Source organism: Mycobacterium sp. HM-7, assembly GCF_053852335.1.
On record NZ_CM132657.1, the window covers coordinates 467663 to 486592 of the forward strand.

Genomic DNA, 18930 nt, shown 5'->3' on the forward strand with positions numbered 1-18930 from the left:
TGCCGTTTTGCGAGCGTCCGGGCGCTAGATTCGGTGCCACACCCGCGCCGAAGGAGAGCCCCATGCCGAACTCCGGATTGCTGCTCAACCCGCATGACTTCGACCCTCAGAAATTCGATCCGGAGACGCGGCGTCAGCTGCGGGCGCTGATCGCATGGTTTGAGGAGCGCGGCAAGGCGCGCTTGCTGCAGGACGATCTGGCCGCGGCCTGGGTCGCCGACTTCCTCGATTTCATCAAGCGGGAGCGCATTTTCGCGACGTTCCTGACGCCGTCAGAGTTCGCGGACGGCGATCCGAACAAGCGCTGGGATACCTCACGCAATGCCGTCCTGAGCGAGATCCTGGGGTTCTACGGGCTGGCGTATTGGTACGCCGAGCAGGTCACCATCCTCGGCCTCGGCCCGATCTGGCAGAGCGACAACATCAAGGCCAAGGAACGCGCCGCCGCGCAGCTCGAGGCGGGCGGCGTCATGGCGTTCGCGTTGTCCGAGCGCGAGCACGGCGCCGACATCTACAACACCGACCTACTGCTGACGCCCACGGACGACGAGGGCGTCGTGTTCCGGGCGTCGGGGGAGAAGTACTACATCGGCAACGGCAATGTGGCGGGCATGGTGTCGGTGTTCTCGCGCCGCACCGATGTCGACGGACCCGACGGCTACGTGTGGTTCGTCGCGGACAGCCGTCATCAGAACTACGAACTGATCGACAATGTCGTGCACGGCCAGATGTTCGTCAGCACGTTCCGCCTCAACGATTATCCGGTGCATGAGGAGGACATCCTGTGCACCGGTCCCGAGGCGTTTTCGGCGGCGCTGAACACCGTCAACGTCGGCAAGTTCAACCTGTGCAGCGGCTCGATCGGGATGTGCGAGCACGCCTTCTACGAGGCGATCACGCACGCGAACAACCGGATTCTCTACGGCAACCCCGTCACCGACTTCCCGCACGTACGCGCGTCATTCGTCGACGTCTACGCCCGGTTGATCGCGATGAAGCTCTTCAGTGACCGCGCGATCGACTACTTCCGCAGCGCCGGCCTCGATGACCGTCGCTACCTGCTGTTCAACCCCGTCACCAAGTCAAAGGTCACCTCCGAGGGTGAGCGGGTCATCACCCTGTTGTGGGATGTGCTGGCCGCCAAGGGGTTTGAGAAGAACACCTATTTCAACGAGGTGAACCGCCTGATCGGTGCACTGCCCCGCCTGGAGGGCACGGTGCACGTGAACGTCGCGCAGATTCTGAAGTTCATGCCGAACTACATGTTCAACCCGGGGAGCTATCCGCAGATCGGCACCCGCGACGACACGGCCGACGACGTGTTCTTCTGGGCACAAGGGCCGGCGCGCGGCGCGTCCAAAGTGCAGTTCGCGGATTGGGCGCCCGTCTACGAGCGGCACCTCGAGGTGCCGAACGTGGCCCGCTTCTACGAGCAGGTGCAGGCGTTCAAGGATCTGCTGCTGACCGCGGCACCCGACGCCGACCAGCAGCGCGACCTCGACTTCGTTCTCGTGGTCGGGCACCTGTTCACGCTGGTCGTCTATGGACAGCTGATCCTGGAACAGGCCGAACTGACCGACCTCGACCACGATCTGCTGGATCAGATCTTCGACTTTCAGATCCGTGACTTTTCATCGTATGCCGTTGCGCTGCACGGTAAGCCGAGCTCCACGGTGGCGCAACAGGAGTGGGCGTTGTCGGCGATCCGTAAGCCCGTTGCCGATGTGGGCCGCTCCGACCGGGTCTGGGAACAGGTGGCCGCCTACGACGGTGCGTACGAGATGCGGCCCTAGTTCAGCGGGCGGAAGACCGGCAGCGCCCGATACCGCACGGTGAAGCTGGCCTCGCTGAGCGCCTCGCCCACCTCACCGTCATGGGCGAGGGTGGTCGGTCCGTCGACGGAGGTGAAGCGGAATTCCGGCACCTGCAGCTCGTGGTACAGCGGGCTGCGTTCCAGCCGACCCAACGCCACGGCCGCCGCGATGCGCAGCCGACTGAATCGTCGCCCGGTTTCCAGGATTCGCACGTCGATCAGACCGTCGTCGAGGCGCGGTCGCACCGACGGGGCGAACCCGGACGGAAAGTACGTCGAATTGCCCAGGAAGAAGAGTTCGGTCTCAAGTGTCTTGTCGTCGTAGCTGATTCGCACCGGAGCTTCCCGGCGCAGCGTCAGATAGAGCGCGCATATCCCGGCCAAGGGTTTACCCATTCGGCGTTCGAGCTTCTCGCGCATCCGCACGTAGTTCGGGTAGGCGCCGATGCTGGCGGTGTTGATCACCATGCGTTTCTCGTTGAGGCACACCAGGTCGACGTACGCCGCTGAGCCTTCCTTGATCGCCTCGACGGTCCGCGCCACCGAATCGCAGCCGATGTCCTTGGCGAAGTGGTTGAACGTGCCGCCGGGGAACACTGCGAGGGGGACGCCGGCGTCGACGGCGATGCCCGCCGCGCATGCCACGGTGCCGTCACCGCCGCCGATGGCGAGCACCTCGGTGCGTTTGGCTGTCTCCTGCAACACGGCCTCGATGTTGTCTTCTTCGCCGAGTTCGACGATCTCCATGCGTGGCAGGGCTTTTCGGGCTTCGTCGATGATCCGCTTGCCCGTCCCGTCGCCGGAGGCCGGGTTGATCACCAGCGCGACACCGGCACCCTCTGGCCGGGGCTCGGTGTGGAAGCGCAACGGATCCGAGGTCGGCAGGGTGGTGGTCGGGACGGGCGGGACGATGCGTGCGCCGAGCACCGCGATCGCCGCGCCGATGCCGAATCCGGCGAACACATCGCCGGGATAGTGCGCACCGGTGGCCACGCGCGACAGCCCGACGAGGCCCGCGAGCAGCGCCAGCGGCAGACCGGCCGGCGCGGACTCCAGACCGACGCCCACCGCGAAGGCTGCGGCGCTCGCGGAGTGTCCTGACGGCATCGAGTGCGATGTCGGCATGCGTCGGCTGAGGCGCGGGAGCGGAATCAGGCTGTGGTCCGGCCGCGGCCGCCGCCAGATCCGCTTGGCCACCTGGTTGGTCACCAGGCTGGTCACCGCGAGGCTCACGACGCCGCGCGCGGCTCCGCGCCGCACCGATGCGCTGCCGACCGCGCCCAGAGCCGCGGCGATGCCGAACCATAACTTGGAATGGTCGGCGGCCCTGGTCAGCCGGGGCATCAGGCTGTCGAGCAGTGGGCTCGGCGACTCAGCGACCGCCTCGAAGACCTCACGGTCCAACGTGCCGAGGCCTTTACCGATCGCGCGGAGATCCATGGGGCTCAAAGTATCCGTTGCGAGGGGATTTCAACCTTCGTGGAGCCGATGACGGGAATCGAACCCGCGTATTCAGCTTGGGAAGCTGATGTTCTGCCATTGAACTACATCGGCATGGTGCCGCTGCAGGATATCAACCCGGCCCGATAGGCTCCCCACGTGCTCCTCTCCGATCGCGATCTCCGGTCCGAAATCGCTGCTGGGCGCCTCGGCATCGACCCGTTCGACGACGCCATGGTGCAGCCCTCCAGCGTCGACGTCCGGCTGGACAGCCTGTTCCGGGTGTTCAACAACACCCGCTACACGCACATCGACCCGGCACAGCAGCAGGACGAGCTGACCACCCTGGTCGAGCCCGACGAAGGCGAGCCCTTCGTCCTGCACCCCGGCGAGTTCGTGCTGGGCTCGACACTCGAAACCTGCACGCTCCCACATGATCTGGCGGGCCGGCTGGAGGGCAAGTCGTCACTGGGGCGGCTCGGCCTGCTGACGCACTCGACTGCGGGCTTCATAGACCCGGGCTTCTCGGGCCACATCACGCTGGAACTGTCGAACGTCGCCAACCTGCCGATCACGCTGTGGCCCGGCATGAAGATCGGCCAGTTGTGCCTGCTCCGCCTGACCAGCCCGGCCGAGCACCCCTACGGCAGCGACAAGGTCGGCTCCAAGTACCAAGGCCAGCGCGGGCCGACGCCCTCGCGGTCGTACCTGAACTTCACCAAGCCCTGACCGCAGAGTGACTTGGTTCTGCGGGAAGGGTGCTCGTTACTCGCACTTTCTCGCCGTAGGCGCAGGGTCAACGCATACGGGCTGCTTGTTGGCGTTGATCCTGTAACCAGGGCGCGGCCTACTCGGACTTTTGGGCCACCAACGCAGGGTCAACGAAAACTGGGATTGGGTCTGCGACAGCGGCGCTGCCTACTCGGCATTTGTCGCCGTAGGCGCAGGGTCAACGGAAAGACCTCAGACTCAGCCACCCGGCATCGGGTTCATCGGGCTCATCGGCCCAACCGGGCTGGGAACTGTGGTGGTCGGCGTGGTCGACACCGTCGTGGTCGTGGAAGTAGTGGTCGTGGTGCTCGTCGAGGGACTGGTCGAAGTCGAAGTCGAGGTCGAAGAGGTCGCCGGAGGCGCCACCGGCACGCCCGTCGTCTCGGTGACGGTCGCGGTCGACGTAGAAGTCGACGGAGACGAAGACGACGAAGAACCAGCCGGGGCAAGAACCGCGCACGCCACCCGGCCGCCGGCATCACCGGTGGCCTGAGTCTCGGCGTCCGGCCCGGGGATGCCGTCGTGCGTGTACCGCGGCGGGATGTTGGCGAAGTTGTCCGGCCCCTGATGGATGATCAGCGCGCTGCCTTCAGGCCCCTTCAAGCCGGCCTCGGTGAAGGCGTCGGTCGTCGCGACGACCTTCCCGGTGCCGTCTCCGCGGATGTTCAACGGTGTCAGATCACCGCTGGCGGGATGCCCGGTATGCCCGGCGACCTGCAGATGGCCGCCGGCCGACGTGAAGTCGCCCTCGCACTTGCCGACGGAGTGGATGTGCATTCCGTGGCTGCCGGGGGCGAGGATGCCGCCGCCGGTGGTCTCCACGGTCACCGTCGCGTAGCCGTCGCTGAAGTCGATCGACGCGTTGGCGACTGGTCGTCCGTCGGACGTTTTCAGCACGACGTTCATGGCCGACGGATTGGCCTGGGTCCAGGTCGTCGGCGGCGCAGTGGTCGACGGTTTGCTGTTGTTCTGGCTGGAATTGCAGGCCGCCAGCACAAAAACGGGCGCGGTGAGCAGGGCAGCAGTTGCAGTCGTGCGCTTCAACATCTGAGCCGAGTACCCGGAAGGACCACTGTTTAATCGCCCGTTGTTTCACGCGAAACCAAGGCCCCAGCGCCAATGTGAGGCTGGTGTAACACGTCGGAAACGCAGTCGCCGCGTGCCGGAAACTCCGCCGATACATCCTCGTCAAGATTGTCGAAGGAGTCCCACGTGCAAGGCATCGATCCCGCCGCCACCGCCTGGCTGCTCGCCAGCACCGCCCTGGTCCTGCTGATGACCCCGGGCCTGGCCATCTTCTACGGCGGCATGGTCCGCACGACCGGCGTGCTCAACATGATCATGATGAGCTTCATCTCGATTCCGCTGGTCACGGTCGCGTGGCTGGTGCTCGGGTACACGCTGGCCTTCTCGGACGGCGACGGTTTCCTCGGCAACCTCGAACACTTCGGCATGGCCGGCATCAACCCCAGCACCACGCACGGCACGGTTCCCGAGCTGTTGTTCGCCACCTTCCAGCTGACCTTCGCGATCATCACTGCCGCGCTGATCAGCGGCGCCATCGCCGACCGGGCCAAGTTCTCGGCGTGGATGGTGTTCGTGCCGATCTGGGCGATCGTCGTCTACAGCGTCATCGCGCACTGGGTCTGGGGTCCGGACGGCTGGCTCGCCAAGATGGGCGCCCTGGACTACGCGGGCGGCCTGGTCGTCGAGATCGCCTCGGGCGCCTCGGCGCTGGCGCTGGCCATCGTGCTGGGCCCGCGCATCGGCTTCAAACAGGACGCCATGCGACCGCACAACCTGCCGTTCGTGCTGCTCGGCGTCGGGCTGCTGTGGTTCGGCTGGTTCGGTTTCAACGCCGGCTCGGCACTGGCCGCCAACGGCACCGCCGCGGCGATCTTCCTGAACACCCTGGTCGCCGGCTGCCTCGGCATGCTCGGCTGGCTCACCGTCGAGCAAATCCGTGACGGCAAGCCCACCACCTTCGGCGCAGCTTCGGGCGTCGTCGCCGGCCTGGTCGCCATCACCCCGTCCTGCGGCACCGTCAACACCCTGGGCGCGCTCATCGTCGGGCTGCTGGCCGGTGTGATCTGCTCGTTCGCGGTCGGCCTGAAGTTCAAGCTCAACTACGACGACTCGCTCGACGTGGTCGGCGTGCACTTCGTCGGCGGTGTGGTCGGCGTCGTGCTGATCGGCCTGCTGGCGACGGACGTCATGACCGGCGGCGCGCGTGGCCTCTTCTACGGCGGTGGATTCGTCCAGCTCGGCAAGCAGTTGCTGGCCATGGCCGTCGTCGCGGCCTACGCCTTCACCGCGACGTTCGTGCTGGGCAAGATCATCGACAAAGTGATGGGTTTCCGGGTCAGCGCCGAAGACGAAACCGCCGGCGTCGACTTCACGCAGCACGCCGAAACCGCCTACGCCGAGGGCGTGCACGGCCACCTGGGACACCGCCGGCCATCGAATTCCAGCTCGCTGAGCGATCTGCTGAAGCAGCCCCGGCCGGACGTCGAAGAGGCCTGAAACTGCTTAGGTCATCTACGCCAAAGCCGGGTAGGGTTGAATCACCGGCATTGGTGGGAGTCTGTGAGCCAGCGCCGCGGCAAGAACTTCATCGGGCTCGGTGAGCTGGGGAAATCAGTAACGACTCCACTGTTCGCTGCGATGAAGTATCTGGTTGTGGCCTGCGCTGCAGGGGTTTCCCGGTGTCGGCCTAGATAGCGTAGCGAACACTATTGGAGGGTCCGTGGACATCGTTCTGGGTGTGTCTATGACGCCAACCACGGTACGTATGGCGCTGGTTGAGGGCGCGAAGGCCGACGGCGAGATCGTCGACCACGATATTTTCGAAACACAGACGGCGGACGGTTCAGCTACGCCGGTCGAGCAGGTTGTCAGCGCCATCCTGGGAACCCGGGAGAGCGCCGAGGAGGGCGGCCACCACCTGAAGTCGGTGGGTGTCGCCTGGACCGACCACGACGCTGCCGCGCAGTTGCGCGATGCGTTGGACGCCGCCGGCGTCAAAGACGTCATGATGGTCTCCGAGCTGCACGCGGCGGGTTCCCTGGCGCAGGCCGCGGGCAAGGCGGTCGGCTACTCGAGCACCGGTCTGCTGTTCGTCGACCGCGACACCGCGACCATGTCCGTCGTCGAGCCCGACGGCGCCATTTCCAAGGTGCTGAGCCGCAGCCTGCACAGCAGCGACGCGATGGCCGTGCTCGGCGAGATGGCCGCCGCGGTCTCTGCTGCCGAGACACCACCGCAGGGCATGTTCGTCGTCGGATCCGGCGTCGACGTCACCGCCGTGCAGGCGCACCTGGGCGAACTGCTCGACATCCCGGTGAGCGCGCCGAGCGACGCCGACCTGGCACTGGCCCGCGGCGCCGGACTCGCCTCGGCCAACGCGCCGATGTTCGACGCCGCCACCGCAGGCCTGGCCTACTCGGCCGCGCCGGGTGGTGCCGTGGCCGCAGCGCCGCTCGCGGCCCCGCTGCTGACGGCCGACGAGTTCGGCTTCGACGAGCTCGGCGACGCCCCCGTGGTCGCCGATCAGGGCCGCAAGCCCTTCCTGCTCGTCGGTAGTGCGCTCACCTCGATCTTTGTCGTCGGTGTTGTGGCCCTTGCCATTTCGCTGGCGGTGAGCATCCGGCCGACGGTCGATCAACGGCCGGCGCCCGCGCAGGCTGCCATCGTGCCCAGCGCACCGATCGTCGCGCCCGCGCCGCCGGCGGCCGTTCCGCCGCCCGCGCCGGCACCTGCGGCGATCCCGGAACCGGCACCCGAAGTCGCCGCCCCGGCGCCGCGCCATGTCGAAGCACCCCAGGTGGTCAAGGAATCCGCGCCGCAGGTGCGCGTGCCCGCGCCGGCCCCGGAAGCCCCGGCCCCGGCTCCGGTCCCGGTGTCGATGCCTGACGTGCCGGCCGCTCCAGTCGAGCCCCCGCCCGCTGTGGTTCCGGCGCCGGCCCCCGTGGTGCTGCCGCCTCCGGTCATCGCGATCCCCGGTCCGCAGCCGCCCGCCTGGAACCCGTGGGCCCCGCGTCCGCGACAGCCCCAGTGGGTCGATCCGGGCAACAACTACCCGGACTACCCGAGCCGCGGCGGCCGTGGACACGACGACGACGGTTACCCGGGCAACTACCCCGGCAACGGGTATCCGGGAAACCAGTACCCCGGCAACGGCTACCCCGGAAACCAGTACCCGGGCGGCTCGAACGGGTACCCGGGCGACTACCCCGGTGACTCCGGCAAGAAGCAGAAGCAACCCAAGCAGACCTGCTTCCTGATCTTCTGCGCCCCGAAGTAGACACCTGCCGTTGGCCTGACGCTCAGTGTCGCGTAGCGATGCGCTCATCGCGGCTGCCTATCAAGGCAGTATGAGATGCACCGTGTTCGGTACCGGCTACCTCGGGGCGACGCATGCCGCCGGCATGGCGGAGCTCGGCCATGAGGTCCTCGGCGTCGACATCGACCCCGGCAAGATCGCGAAGCTGGCGGCCGGTGACATCCCGTTCTACGAGCCCGGGCTGCGAAAGATGCTGCGCGACAACATCGAAGCCGGGCGGCTGCACTTCACCACCGACTATGACGAGGCCGCCGAGTTCGGCGACGTGCACTTCCTCGGCGTGGGCACCCCGCAGAAGAAGGGGGAGTACGGCGCCGATCTGCGGCACGTGCACTCCGTCATCGACACCCTGGTCCCGCGGCTGCGCCGCTCCGCGGTGATCATCGGCAAGTCCACGGTTCCGGTGGGCGCCGCCGCCGAACTCGGGGCCCGGGCCCGTGCGCTGGCGCCGACCGGCATCGACGTCGAGGTGGCGTGGAATCCGGAGTTCCTGCGTGAAGGCTTCGCCGTGAAGGACACCCTGCACCCCGACCGCATCGTGCTTGGTGTGCAAGCGGATTCGACGCGCGCCGAAGCGGCGATCCGGGAGCTGTACGCGCGCATCCTGGAACGCGGCGTGCCGTTCCTGCTCACCGACCTGCAGACCGCGGAACTGGTCAAAGTCTCGGCCAACGCCTTTCTGGCCACCAAGATTTCGTTCATCAACGCCATCGCCGAAGTGTGCGAAGCGACCAATGCCGATGTCACCGTACTGGCCGACGCTCTGGGCTACGACCCCCGCATCGGCCGGCGATTCCTCAACGCGGGCTTGGGATTTGGCGGCGGTTGCCTGCCCAAGGACATCCGCGCCTTCATGGCCCGGGCCGGCGAACTGGGTGCCGATCCCGCGCTGACCTTCCTGCGCGAAGTGGACAGCATCAACATGCGCCGGCGCACCCGCATGGTGGAGCTGACCACCAAGGCGTGCGGCGGCACGCTGCTCGGCGCCAACATCGCGGTGCTGGGTGCGGCGTTCAAGCCCGAGTCCGACGACGTGCGCGACTCACCCGCCCTGAACGTGGCCGGCATGCTGCAGCTCAACGGCGCCGCCGTCAACGTCTATGACCCCAAGGCCATGGACAACTCCCGCCGGGTCTTCCCGACGCTCAACTACTCGACTTCCGTCCTCGACGCCTGCGACCGCGCCGACGCCGTGCTGGTCCTGACCGAATGGCAGGAGTTCCTGGACCTGGACCCCGAGCAGCTGGCGGCCACGGTCCGCGTGAAAGTGATTGTCGACGGCCGCAATTGCCTCGACGTCGCGAAATGGCAGGGCGCCGGCTGGCGGGTGCACGCGCTGGGCCGCAATCTGACGGCCTGATTTCCGACTGCAGTATGTAGCCCGACCCCGTCGGGCGTGCTTAAGCTCGGCTTCATGACGCTCAGGCAACGTCTCAACTGGTTCGCGCTGCATGCTGTCATCCGCAAGCTCGCCGCATACGGCGCGCGGCACGGTGACCTCCAGGGGCGGCTCATCGCCGATCCATCGGTGCGCGCCGACCCGGGCGCGTTCGCGGATGAACTGCGCAGCCGCGGCCGGATGTATCGCGGCCGAGCAGCCTGGATAACGGCGGATCATGCTCTGGTGCACCAGATTCTGCGTTCGGAAGACTTCACCGTCACCCAGATCGGTGGGGCGCTGCCCGGCGCGCTCGGCTGGCTGGAGGGCAAGACCACCGTCAAGGGCCGGTTGCATCCGCTGCTGCCGCCGTCACTGCTGTCGGTCGACGGGGAGCAGCACACCCGCTATCGCAAGACCGTCTCGGCGGTGTTCACCACGCGGGCCGTGTCCGCGCTGCGGGAACGGGTACAGCAGGCCGCGACGGGGCTCATCGACGACCTCGCCGCGGGAGCCACCGTTGATGTCGTGCAGAGCTACTGCTCACAGCTGCCGGTCACGGTGATCGCCGACATCCTCGGGGTGCCCGAGCACGACCGGTCGCACATTCTCGAATTCGGCGAACTGGCCGCGCCGAGCCTGGACATCGGGCTGACCTGGCAGCAGTACCTCAGAGTCGAAGAAGGGCTGGACGGGTTCAACACCTGGCTGAGCGACCACATCCGCCAGCTCCGGGCCAACCCGGGCGACAACCTCATGAGCCAGCTCATCGCCGCCAGCGACGGTGGCGCCCGCCTCAACGACGAAGAACTACGGGCCACCGCCGGTCTCGTGCTGGCGGCCGGCTTCGAGACGACGGTGAACCTGCTGGGCAACGGCATCCGAATGTTGTTGCAGCATCCCGATCAACTGGCACTGTTGCTCGCGCAGCCCGACCTCTGGCCCACCGCCGTCGAAGAGATTCTGCGGCTGGATTCGCCGGTCCAGCTGTCGGCGCGCATCGCCAAGGTCGACGTCGACATCGCCGGTTACCACGTGCGGGCCGGCGACCCCGTCATCGTCTACCTGGCCGGCGCCAACCGGGACCCGGCGGTCTTCCCGGATCCGCACCGCTTCGACGTCACCCGCGCCAACGCGGGCAAGCACCATTCCTTCTCCGGCGGGCGGCACTTCTGCCTCGGTGCGGCGCTGGCCCGGTCCGAAGGGGAAGTGGGCCTGCGGACGTTCTTCGAGCGGTTCCCCGACGCGCAACTCGCGGGCCCCGGCGCGCGGCGCGACACCAGGGTGCTGCGCGGCTGGGCGGCATTGCCGATCGCACTCGGGCAGGCGCGCGCAGCGGTACCGTCGTGAAATGGCCTTCCGCGCAGCCCTGATCGAGGAAACCGCCGCCTTCGGCGACATCATCCGCACCGCCGATCTCGAGACCCCGGTGCCCGCCTGTCCGGGGTGGACGCTCAAGCAACTATTCAAGCACGTCGGCCGCGGCAACCGCTGGTGCGCCCAGATCGTCGCCGAGCACCGGAAAGAGCCGCTCGATCCGCGCGAGGTGCGGGACGGGAAGCCGCCGGAGGACCTCGACGGCGCCATCGACTGGCTGAACGCCGGCGCGCAGGCTCTGATCGACGCGGTCGAGCACGTCGGGTCGGACGCGAAGGTGTGGACGTTCCTCGGTCCGAAGCCCGCCGGGTGGTGGATCCGGCGCCGCCTCCACGAGCAGACCGTGCACCGCGCCGATGCTGCTCTGGCGCTGGGTCTTCCGTTCGTCCTCGATCCCGAGCTGGCGGCCGACGGAGTCACCGAGACGCTGGAGCGGGTGGCGCTGATGGCCCCTGCCGGCGATCCGCCGCTGGAGCGCGGCCGGTCGCTGCACCTGCACGCCGCGGAATCCGAGCTGGGGCCCACCGGCGAGTGGCTGGTGGTCAACGACGAGGACGGCCTCGGCTGGTCGCACCAGCACGCCAAAGGTGATGCGGCAGTGCGTGGCCCGGTGTCCGGGCTGCTGCTCGCGGTCAACCGCCGGCAGACGGTCGAGGAGGCCGGCCTGGAGCTGATCGGCGACCCGGCCGTGTGGCAGCGCTGGATAGATCACTCGGCTTTCTGAGGTCCGTCGGGGTAGGTTCGCAGATATGACGACTTCCGAGATCGCCACCGTTCTGGCGTGGATCGACGCCCTCAACGACCGGGACCTGGACACCCTGGACAAGCTGTCCAGTGGCGACATCGAGATCGGCGACGCCAACGGGGCGACGCAGGGGCGGGATGCGTTGCGGGCCTGGGCAACCGACCTCGATGAGAAGTCGACGGCCGGTCGGATGTTCGTGCATGACGGCGTCGTGGTGGTCGAGCAGACCATCACCGGTGGTGGCGCCGACCGTCAGGCCGCGACCGCGTTCCGCGTGGTCCACGACCACGTCACCTCGGCGTTCCGGCACGACGACCTCGCATCGGCGCTGGCGGCTACGGAGCTGATCGAGTCGGACGCGGTGTAGCCAGCACCGCCGCTATCGCGGTGGTGAGCGGAACCGACAGTGCCAGCGCGATGCCGCCGACCGCCGACCGGGCGATCTCGATGGCCACGCTCTCACTGGTCAGCACATCACCCAGCGATCGGTTGGCGACACTGAACAGCAGCAGCAGCGGCAGCGCGCTGCCGGCGTAGGCGAGCACCAGCGTGTAGACGGTACTGGCGATGTGGTCGCGCCCCACCCGCATGGCGCCGGTGAAGATGGCCCGCCGGGACGCGCCGTGTTCGGCCAACTCGAAGGCCGTCGACGCCTGCGTGACGGTGACGTCGTTGAGCACGCCCAGCGAGCCGATGATGAAGCCGGCAAGCAGCAGTCCGGTGATCGACACCGATCCCATGTAAGCCGCGATCTCGTTGTTCTGGTCTTCGGACAGTCCGGTGAGGTGTGCCAATTCGATTGCACCCCAGGACAACACCGAAGACAGCAGCAGAGCGCTCAGGGTGCCGAGCAGGGCGGCGCTGGTGCGCAGGCTGACCCCGTGCGCCAGGTAGATCACCGCGTAGAGGATCACCGACGACGCGACGAGGGCGACCGGGATGGCCGGGCCCCCGTCGCGCAGCGCGGGCAGCAGGAACACCGTCAGCACGACGAATGCGACCGCGATACCGACCAGGGCCCGCAGCCCGCGCCAGCGGGCCACCGCGACGACCACGACGGCGAAGACGGCGGCCAGCGCGGTCAGCGGCCAGCTGCGCTCGAAGTCGAAGAAGGCGTAGGTGGTGGTGCCGGAGTCGTCGACCTGCCGCGTCACCCGGATGTGGTCGCCGGCGGCGAGGTGCGGCTGGCCGGGCCCGGTACTGAACTCCAGCAGGGTGTTGGCGCCGGAATTGGGCCCGGAGTCGATCCCGATCAACGACTGTACGCAGCTGCCCGCGCCGGGCGGTGCGGTGACGGGAGCGGAGGTCAGCACCGCGCCGGCCGACGGGCTGCCGCAGTTGTTCATGCCGGTCGACACCACGTGCCCCGCCTCGGTGCTCACGGCGCCGCCGTGGGCGTTCTGGAACGGCAGCGGGATGTCGACGGCCTTGCCGTGCGGCCACAGCAGGACGGCGCCGATCACGGTCGCCAGCCCGATCACCGCCAGGAGCCCGACGACGATCTTCGCCGCCAGGGGGCTCAATGGCGCCGGGCCGGAACTGTGCGAGTGGGTATGCGAGTGCGCCACCCGAGCCAGCGTAGGGGGTCGGGCTGAGCGTCGCGTCACGCCCGGCTGAGTGCTTCCCGCCGCTCGGCTTCGGCCACCAGTTTGGCGGACAACGTCGTCAGCACGTACTGCACCACCGCGCGGTAGCCCAGACCGGTGCCGCGCCAACGGCTTTCGATGGTGCCGCGCCAGTCGATGCGGGTGCCGTCCCCCTCGGGGGTGAAGGTCACCTGTGCCTGGTAGTTCTGCACCGGGGTCCACGACACGATGGTGTAGCCGTGCCGCCTCCCGGGCTCGTGGATGGTCGTCTGCTCCCGGGCGGGAAACCGCGGGGTACCGACCGCACGGATGGCGCCGACACCGCCGTCGTCGGCAGGTCCGCGGGTGTCCCAGGCCGAGTACTTGATCAAGGGTCGCGCCCACTCCGACCAGCGGGACCCGTCCGCCACGACGTCGAACAGGGTGCCCGGCGTGGCCTGTGTATGCCGGGTGACCAGGACTTCGTAGTGGTGTGTCATGTTGACCAAGTTAACGGAACGGTGTTCCATTAAGCAATGGATTCACCGAATTCGCCAGCGACGCTGCGGTTTGCGCGGGCCCGCAGCCCGCGGCAGCGGGAGGATCGGGTGCGTCATCTGACCGAGGTGACGCGCACGCTGCTGCACGACACCCGGGCCGCCGAGCTGACGCTCGGCGAGGTCGCGGCGGCGGCCGGCCTGGCCAAATCGGGCGTGCTGCGCTACGCCGGTTCGCGGGAGGCGTTGCTGCTGTCGGTGATGTACCACGAGCACCTCGGCTGGCTCGGCGATCTGCAGGCCCAGCTGCAAGACGAACGACGCGCTCCGGCAAAGGCTTTGGCGCACACGCTCGCACGGCGGCCGGTGCTCTGTGATCTGATCAGCGCCGCGCCGGTGTTGATCAACCGGCTGACGCCCGAGGCGGCCGAGGCCGTGCGCACTCAGGCGCGCGACGTCGAAGACCGGCTACGCGAGACCCTCAAGTCCCGGCTGGAGCTGGATCGTCAGCACCTGGTGTTGCTCACCGCCGCCATCCACGCCTTCGTCGGCTCGGTATGGGGTTGGGCCGCAATCGAATCCGTGAAGCAGCCCGAACCCGGCACCGAGCTCGAAAACACCCTCGCGGCGCTGTTGCGGACCTTCATCGCGGGACTGAAACAGCAGTGATTCGTGCACGAAAATCCGCGCTCACCGCGGAAGATCGTGCACAAGTCCCCAGAGACTACTGGCGGTAGCTCGCCAGGAAGTTGCCCAGCCGCTCGATGGCGTTGGACAGGTCCCGGGCCCACGGCAGCGTCACGATGCGCAGGTGATCCGGTGTGGGCCAATTGAATCCGGTGCCCTGGGTGAGCAGGATCTTCTCCTGCAGCAGCAGGTCGAGCACCAGCTGTTCGTCGTCCCGGATCTCGTGCACCTCGGGGTCCAGCCGCGGGAACGCGTACAGCGCGCCCTCGGGCTTGACGCAGGAGACGCCCGGAATCTCGTTCAGCTTGTTCCACGCGACGTCCCGCTGCTCGAGCAGGCGGCCGCCCGGCAGGATCAGGTCCTCGATGCTCTGGTGTCCGCCGAGTGCCACCTGAATGGCATGCTGCGCAGGCACATTCGGGCACAGCCGCATGTTGGACAGCAGGCTGATGCCCTCCAGGAAGCTGGACGCGTGCTCCTTGGGGCCGGTGATGGCGAGCCAGCCGGACCGGTAGCCGGCGACCCGATACGCCTTGGACAGGCCGTTGAACGTCAGGCACAGCATGTCGGGCGCCACCGACGCCATCGGGATGTGCTTGGCCTCGTCGTAGAGGATCTTGTCGTAGATCTCGTCGGCCAGCAGCAGCAGCTGGTGCTTGCGCGCGAGGTTGGCGATGGACTCCAGCGTCTCGCGGCTGTACACCGCGCCGGTGGGGTTGTTCGGGTTGATCACGACGATCGCCTTGGTGCGGTCGGTGATCTTCGATTCCAGGTCGGCGATGTCGGGGTTCCAGCCCTGCGTCTCGTCGCACAGGTAGTGCACCGGGGTGCCGCCGGCCAGCGCCGTCGACGCCGTCCACAGCGGGTAGTCCGGGGCCGGGATCAGCACCTGGTCGCCGTTGTCGAGCAGCGCTTGCAGCGTCATGGTGATGAGCTCGGAGACGCCGTTGCCCAGGAAGACGTCGTCGACGTCGAACCGGGGGAAGCCCTCGACCAGCTCGTAGCGCGTGACCACCGCGCGGCGGGCAGACACGATGCCCTTGGAGTCGGAGTAGCCCTGGGCGTAGGGGAGCGCGGCGATCATGTCGCGCATGATCACGTCCGGCGCCTCGAAGCCGAACGGCGCCGGGTTACCGATGTTGAGCTTGAGGATCCGGTGGCCCTCGGCCTCGAGTCGCGAAGCCTGCTCGTGTACCGGGCCACGGATCTCGTAGAGGACGTCCTGCAGTTTGGTCGACTGCGCAAACGTCCGCTGATTGCGAGGGTGGCCGCTATGCCATGTGCGGTCAGCGGGTACCTGGTGGGTGGTCACGGGTTCCATGCTCTCATCGGTGTCGAATTCTTTTGCCGATCTGCGATCGGCGCCACATATGCCAATGGCCAGCTACGACGCTCCTGGCGGTGGTCGTAGCTGGCCATTGCGGTGTACTTCGGGTTACCGCTTACCGGGGCGACGTGCGCCTGGCTTCATGCCCAGTCCGACGACCGGCGGTTCGGGCTTGGCCTCTGCCGTGGGGGCGGCAGGAGCCTCGGCTGCCGGTGCCTCGGCGGCGGGTGCCTCAGCGGCCGGCTCAGCAGCCGGTGCCGGGGCGGCCGGTGCTGCTGCCGGGGCGGCTGCCTTCTTGGCGCCCGGACGCTTGGCGCCCGCGGCCAGACCCAGACCCTTGGCCGGGGCGGCAGCCGGAGCCTCGGCGGCGGGAGCAGCCTCAGCCGCCGGAGCCGCGGCCGCCGCCGGAGCGGCAGCCTTCTTGGCACCCGGACGCTTGGCAGCCATGCCGAGGCCGGTGACCGGCTTGGCAGCAGCAGCCGAAGCCGGAGCGGAAGCCGCAGGTGCCTCTGCCGCCGGAGCGGCTTCAGCAGCGGGAGCGGCAGCCGGTGCCGGTGCAGGCTTCGGGGCTTCCTTGGCCTTCTTCTCGGCCAGTGCAGCGGAAGCCTTTGCTGCCGTGCCCTTTTCGGGCAGCGTCACCTTGCTGGTGTCGAGCGAGTTCAGCAGCAGCTGAGCAACGTCGAGCACCTCGGTCTTGTCGATGCTGCGGGTCGCCGCCACGTCGTCGACGCCGTCGCTCATCATCACGCGGCAGAACGGGCAGCCGGTCGCGATCGCCGAGGCGCCCGTGTCGACGGCCTCTTCGGCGCGCTCGGTGTTGATGCGCTTGCCGATGTGCTCTTCCATCCACATGCGGGCACCACCGGCACCACAGCACAGGCCGCGGTCGGCGTGGCGCGGCATCTCGGTGAGCTTCGCGCCGGCAGCGCCGACCAGCTCACGCGGGGCCTCGTACTCCTTGTTGTGGCGGCCGAGGAAGCAGGGGTCGTGGTAGGTGACCTCTTGGCTCGACGACGACACCGGGATCAGCTTCTTGTCCCGCACGAGGCGGTTCAGCAGCTGCGTGTGGTGCACGACGGTGTAGTTGGCGCCCAGCTGCGGGTACTCGCGGCCGATGGTGTTGAAGCAGTGCGGGCAGGTGACGACGATCTTGCGCTTGTCGGCGTCGACACCGTCGAACAGCTCGTTGATGGTCTCGACGTTCTGCGCGGCCAGCTGCTGGAACAGGAACTCGTTACCGGCGCGGCGGGCCGAGTCACCGGTGCAGGTCTCGCCGGTGCCCAGCACCAGGAACTTCACGCCCGCGGTGGCGAGCAGCTCGGCGACGGCCTTCGTGGTCTTCTTGGCGCGGTCCTCGTAGGCACCGGCACAGCCGACCCAGAACAGGTACTCGAAGCCGTCGAAGCTCTCGACGTCCTGGCCGTAGACCGGGATGTCGAAGTCCAGCTCGTCGATCCAGGTGGTGCGTTCCTTGGCGTTCTGGCCCCACGGGTTGCCCTTGAGTTCCAGGTTCTTGAACAGCACGCCGAGCTCGCCGGGGAAATCGGACTCGACCATGACCTGGTAGCGGCGCATGTCGACGATGTGGTCGATGTGCTCGATGTCCACCGGGCACTGCTCGACGCAGGCGCCACAGTTGGTGCAGGACCACAGCACGTCGGGGTCGATGACGCCACCCTGCTCAGCGGTGCCGACCAGCGGACGCAGTGCCTGCTCGGGGCCGGAGCCCTCGATACGCGCGAAGCCGTCCTCGGGGACGCCGTGGCCGTGCAGGCTGTTGCCCAGCGCGGCGAAGTCGACCGCGCCCTCTTCGGGCATCGGCTTGCCCTCGATGATGTACGGCGCCTTGGCGAACAGGTGGTCGCGCAGGTTCATCATGACGAGCTTGGGTGACAACGGCTTTCCGGTGTTCCAGGCCGGACACTGCGACTGACAACGACCGCACTCGGTGCAGGTCGCCATGTCGAGGTTGGCCTTCCAGGTGAAGTCCTCGATGCGGCCGCGGCCGAACACCGCGTCCTCGGCGGGATCGTCGAAGTCGATCGGCTCACCCTTGTACTCCATCGGCAGCAGCGGGCCGAGGCCGTCGGGCAGCCGCTTGAAGGTGACGTTGATCGGGGCCAGGCCGATGTGCAGGTGCTTGGAGTGCAGCACGATCAGCAGGAAGACCAGCATGACGCCGATGTGCGACAGCAGCGCGATGGTCTCGATCCAGACGTTGGCGGTGTGGCCCAGCGGAGCCAGCAGTGCGGCCATGCCGTCGGAGAAGAACGCGCCGTTCTGGTACGGGAAGTGTTCGCCGAGGACGTTGACGGCGGCACCGCGGAAGATCGCGTAGGTCAGGATGACCAGGAAGATCATGATGAGGATCTCCCACGCGCCACCGTTGTGCGATCCGTAGAACCGCGACTCACGACCGATGTTGTCGGGGTTCTTGGTCAGCCGGATGATCGCGAAGACGATGATGCCGGCCAGCACGGCCAGGGCGAAGAAGTCCTGCAGGAAGCCCAGGATGGCCCAGTGTCCGACGAATGGGATGGCGAACTTCGGATCGAACAGGACGCCATAGGCTTCCAGGTACACCGATGCGAGGACGAAGAAGCCCCACATGGTGAAGAAGTGCGCGATGCCGGGGATCGACCATTTGAGGAGCTTCGACTGGGCGAAGACTTCCTTGTTCTGGTTCAGGAAGCGGCGGACGAGATCGTCCTTGCGGCCACGTTCGTCGCCGAGCTTCTGCCCGGAGCTGATCAGCTTGGTCAGCCACAGGACGCGCTTGGCGGCGAACCCCAGGACGATGACCGTTGCCAACAGCCCGATGACCAGTCTGGCCACGTCGAGCGTGTGTTCGAGATTCTCCACCGCGCCTCTCCCAGTTATGTAGCTACCGACTGGTTGGTTAGTCGGAGTTACTCGTCGGTAACTTAAGCTAGATGCCTGCTCATAGTCGCATCCTGGGCAGAACGGACGCTAGCAAGGCTGTCCTAA

General features: G+C 67.5%; 15 protein-coding genes and 1 tRNA gene. 9 read left to right on the forward strand and 7 right to left on the reverse strand.

Going from position 1 to position 18930, the window contains the following annotated elements; genetic code table 11:
- Positions 1-62 precede the first annotated feature (62 nt).
- Positions 63-1793: an acyl-CoA dehydrogenase family protein gene (locus ACWW1C_RS02150; RefSeq protein ID WP_455981901.1), complete on the forward strand. Its 1731-nt coding sequence runs from the start codon at positions 63-65 to the stop codon at positions 1791-1793.
- On the opposite strand, the gene ACWW1C_RS02155 is transcribed toward ACWW1C_RS02150, so the two are convergent.
- Positions 1790-3253 carry a bifunctional phosphatase PAP2/diacylglycerol kinase family protein gene (locus tag ACWW1C_RS02155; protein WP_455981902.1) on the reverse strand — a complete coding sequence of 488 codons (1464 nt, stop codon included), beginning with the start codon at positions 3251-3253 and terminating at the stop codon, positions 1790-1792. The genes ACWW1C_RS02150 and ACWW1C_RS02155 overlap by 4 nt on opposite strands.
- A 40-nt stretch (positions 3254-3293) precedes the next feature.
- Positions 3294-3367 (reverse strand) — tRNA-Gly (locus tag ACWW1C_RS02160).
- A 45-nt stretch (positions 3368-3412) separates the two neighbouring features.
- Here ACWW1C_RS02160 and dcd point away from each other — a divergent pair.
- A complete protein-coding gene (dcd, locus tag ACWW1C_RS02165; protein WP_455981903.1) occupies positions 3413-3982 on the forward strand; it encodes a dCTP deaminase in 570 nt (189 codons plus the stop codon).
- A gap of 240 nt (positions 3983-4222) precedes the next feature.
- Here the strand turns inward: dcd and ACWW1C_RS02170 are convergent, their stop codons facing one another.
- Complete coding sequence (locus tag ACWW1C_RS02170) at positions 4223-5071, reverse strand: superoxide dismutase family protein (protein WP_455981904.1); 849 nt, start codon at positions 5069-5071, stop codon at positions 4223-4225.
- Positions 5072-5236: 165 nt separating this feature from the next.
- Between ACWW1C_RS02170 and ACWW1C_RS02175 the strand changes: the two genes are divergently transcribed.
- The 6 genes from ACWW1C_RS02175 (at position 5237) to ACWW1C_RS02200 (ending at position 12233) form a co-directional block, all read left to right on the forward strand.
- The gene (locus ACWW1C_RS02175) at positions 5237-6547 is read left to right on the forward strand and encodes an ammonium transporter (RefSeq protein ID WP_455981905.1); all 1311 of its coding nucleotides are present in this window, start codon (positions 5237-5239) and stop codon (positions 6545-6547) included.
- Positions 6548-6794: 247 nt separating this feature from the next.
- Positions 6795-8327, forward strand: coding sequence for a DUF7159 family protein (locus ACWW1C_RS02180; protein WP_455981906.1), 1533 nt, complete (start codon positions 6795-6797; stop codon positions 8325-8327).
- Between the two features lie 70 nt (positions 8328-8397).
- Positions 8398-9726 (forward strand): UDP-glucose dehydrogenase family protein, encoded by a 1329-nt coding sequence (locus tag ACWW1C_RS02185; protein WP_455981907.1) that lies wholly within the window; start codon positions 8398-8400, stop codon positions 9724-9726.
- 54 nt (positions 9727-9780) lie between these two features.
- Positions 9781-11094: a cytochrome P450 gene (locus tag ACWW1C_RS02190; protein ID WP_455981908.1), complete on the forward strand. Its 1314-nt coding sequence runs from the start codon at positions 9781-9783 to the stop codon at positions 11092-11094.
- A gap of 1 nt (position 11095) precedes the next feature.
- Entirely contained in the window at positions 11096-11845 is a 750-nt protein-coding gene (locus ACWW1C_RS02195; protein ID WP_455981909.1) for a maleylpyruvate isomerase family mycothiol-dependent enzyme, read from the forward strand.
- A gap of 25 nt (positions 11846-11870) precedes the next feature.
- Entirely contained in the window at positions 11871-12233 is a 363-nt protein-coding gene (locus tag ACWW1C_RS02200; protein ID WP_455981910.1) for a nuclear transport factor 2 family protein, read from the forward strand.
- Here ACWW1C_RS02200 and ACWW1C_RS02205 read toward each other — a convergent pair.
- Together ACWW1C_RS02205 and ACWW1C_RS02210 are read right to left on the reverse strand one after the other, a co-directional pair.
- On the reverse strand, positions 12202-13434 hold the full coding sequence (locus ACWW1C_RS02205; protein WP_455981911.1) for a YibE/F family protein: 1233 nt from the start codon (positions 13432-13434) through the stop codon (positions 12202-12204). The two genes, ACWW1C_RS02200 and ACWW1C_RS02205, sit on opposite strands and share 32 nt — an antisense overlap.
- Positions 13435-13469: 35 nt before the next feature.
- Positions 13470-13931, reverse strand: coding sequence for an SRPBCC family protein (locus tag ACWW1C_RS02210; RefSeq protein ID WP_455981912.1), 462 nt, complete (start codon positions 13929-13931; stop codon positions 13470-13472).
- Positions 13932-13967: 36 nt separating this feature from the next.
- Between ACWW1C_RS02210 and ACWW1C_RS02215 the strand changes: the two genes are divergently transcribed.
- Positions 13968-14597, forward strand: a complete 630-nt coding sequence (locus ACWW1C_RS02215; protein WP_455981913.1) for a TetR/AcrR family transcriptional regulator — start codon at positions 13968-13970, stop codon at positions 14595-14597.
- 55 nt (positions 14598-14652) lie between these two features.
- On the opposite strand, the gene ACWW1C_RS02220 is transcribed toward ACWW1C_RS02215, so the two are convergent.
- Both ACWW1C_RS02220 and ACWW1C_RS02225 read right to left on the reverse strand, forming a co-directional pair.
- Positions 14653-15936 carry a pyridoxal phosphate-dependent aminotransferase gene (locus tag ACWW1C_RS02220; RefSeq protein WP_455981914.1) on the reverse strand — a complete coding sequence of 428 codons (1284 nt, stop codon included), beginning with the start codon at positions 15934-15936 and terminating at the stop codon, positions 14653-14655.
- A 114-nt stretch (positions 15937-16050) separates the two neighbouring features.
- Positions 16051-18804 carry a heterodisulfide reductase-related iron-sulfur binding cluster gene (locus ACWW1C_RS02225; protein ID WP_455981915.1) on the reverse strand — a complete coding sequence of 918 codons (2754 nt, stop codon included), beginning with the start codon at positions 18802-18804 and terminating at the stop codon, positions 16051-16053.
- Positions 18805-18930 lie beyond the last annotated feature (126 nt).

What these genes read in the sequence shown, in the direction of transcription:
- ACWW1C_RS02150 (WP_455981901.1), top strand. Translation starts at nt 63, where the DNA reads ATGCCGAACTCCGGATTGCTGCTCAACCCGCATGACTTCGACCCTCAG.
- ACWW1C_RS02215 (WP_455981913.1), top strand. Translation starts at nt 13,968, where the DNA reads ATGGATTCACCGAATTCGCCAGCGACGCTGCGGTTTGCGCGGGCCCGC.
- ACWW1C_RS02155 (WP_455981902.1), bottom strand. Translation starts at nt 3,253, where the DNA reads ATGGATCTCCGCGCGATCGGTAAAGGCCTCGGCACGTTGGACCGTGAG.
- ACWW1C_RS02190 (WP_455981908.1), top strand. Translation starts at nt 9,781, where the DNA reads ATGACGCTCAGGCAACGTCTCAACTGGTTCGCGCTGCATGCTGTCATC.
- ACWW1C_RS02170 (WP_455981904.1), bottom strand. Translation starts at nt 5,071, where the DNA reads ATGTTGAAGCGCACGACTGCAACTGCTGCCCTGCTCACCGCGCCCGTT.
- ACWW1C_RS02180 (WP_455981906.1), top strand. Translation starts at nt 6,795, where the DNA reads ATGACGCCAACCACGGTACGTATGGCGCTGGTTGAGGGCGCGAAGGCC.
- ACWW1C_RS02220 (WP_455981914.1), bottom strand. Translation starts at nt 15,936, where the DNA reads ATGGAACCCGTGACCACCCACCAGGTACCCGCTGACCGCACATGGCAT.
- ACWW1C_RS02210 (WP_455981912.1), bottom strand. Translation starts at nt 13,931, where the DNA reads ATGACACACCACTACGAAGTCCTGGTCACCCGGCATACACAGGCCACG.
- ACWW1C_RS02185 (WP_455981907.1), top strand. Translation starts at nt 8,398, where the DNA reads ATGAGATGCACCGTGTTCGGTACCGGCTACCTCGGGGCGACGCATGCC.
- ACWW1C_RS02195 (WP_455981909.1), top strand. Translation starts at nt 11,096, where the DNA reads ATGGCCTTCCGCGCAGCCCTGATCGAGGAAACCGCCGCCTTCGGCGAC.
- ACWW1C_RS02200 (WP_455981910.1), top strand. Translation starts at nt 11,871, where the DNA reads ATGACGACTTCCGAGATCGCCACCGTTCTGGCGTGGATCGACGCCCTC.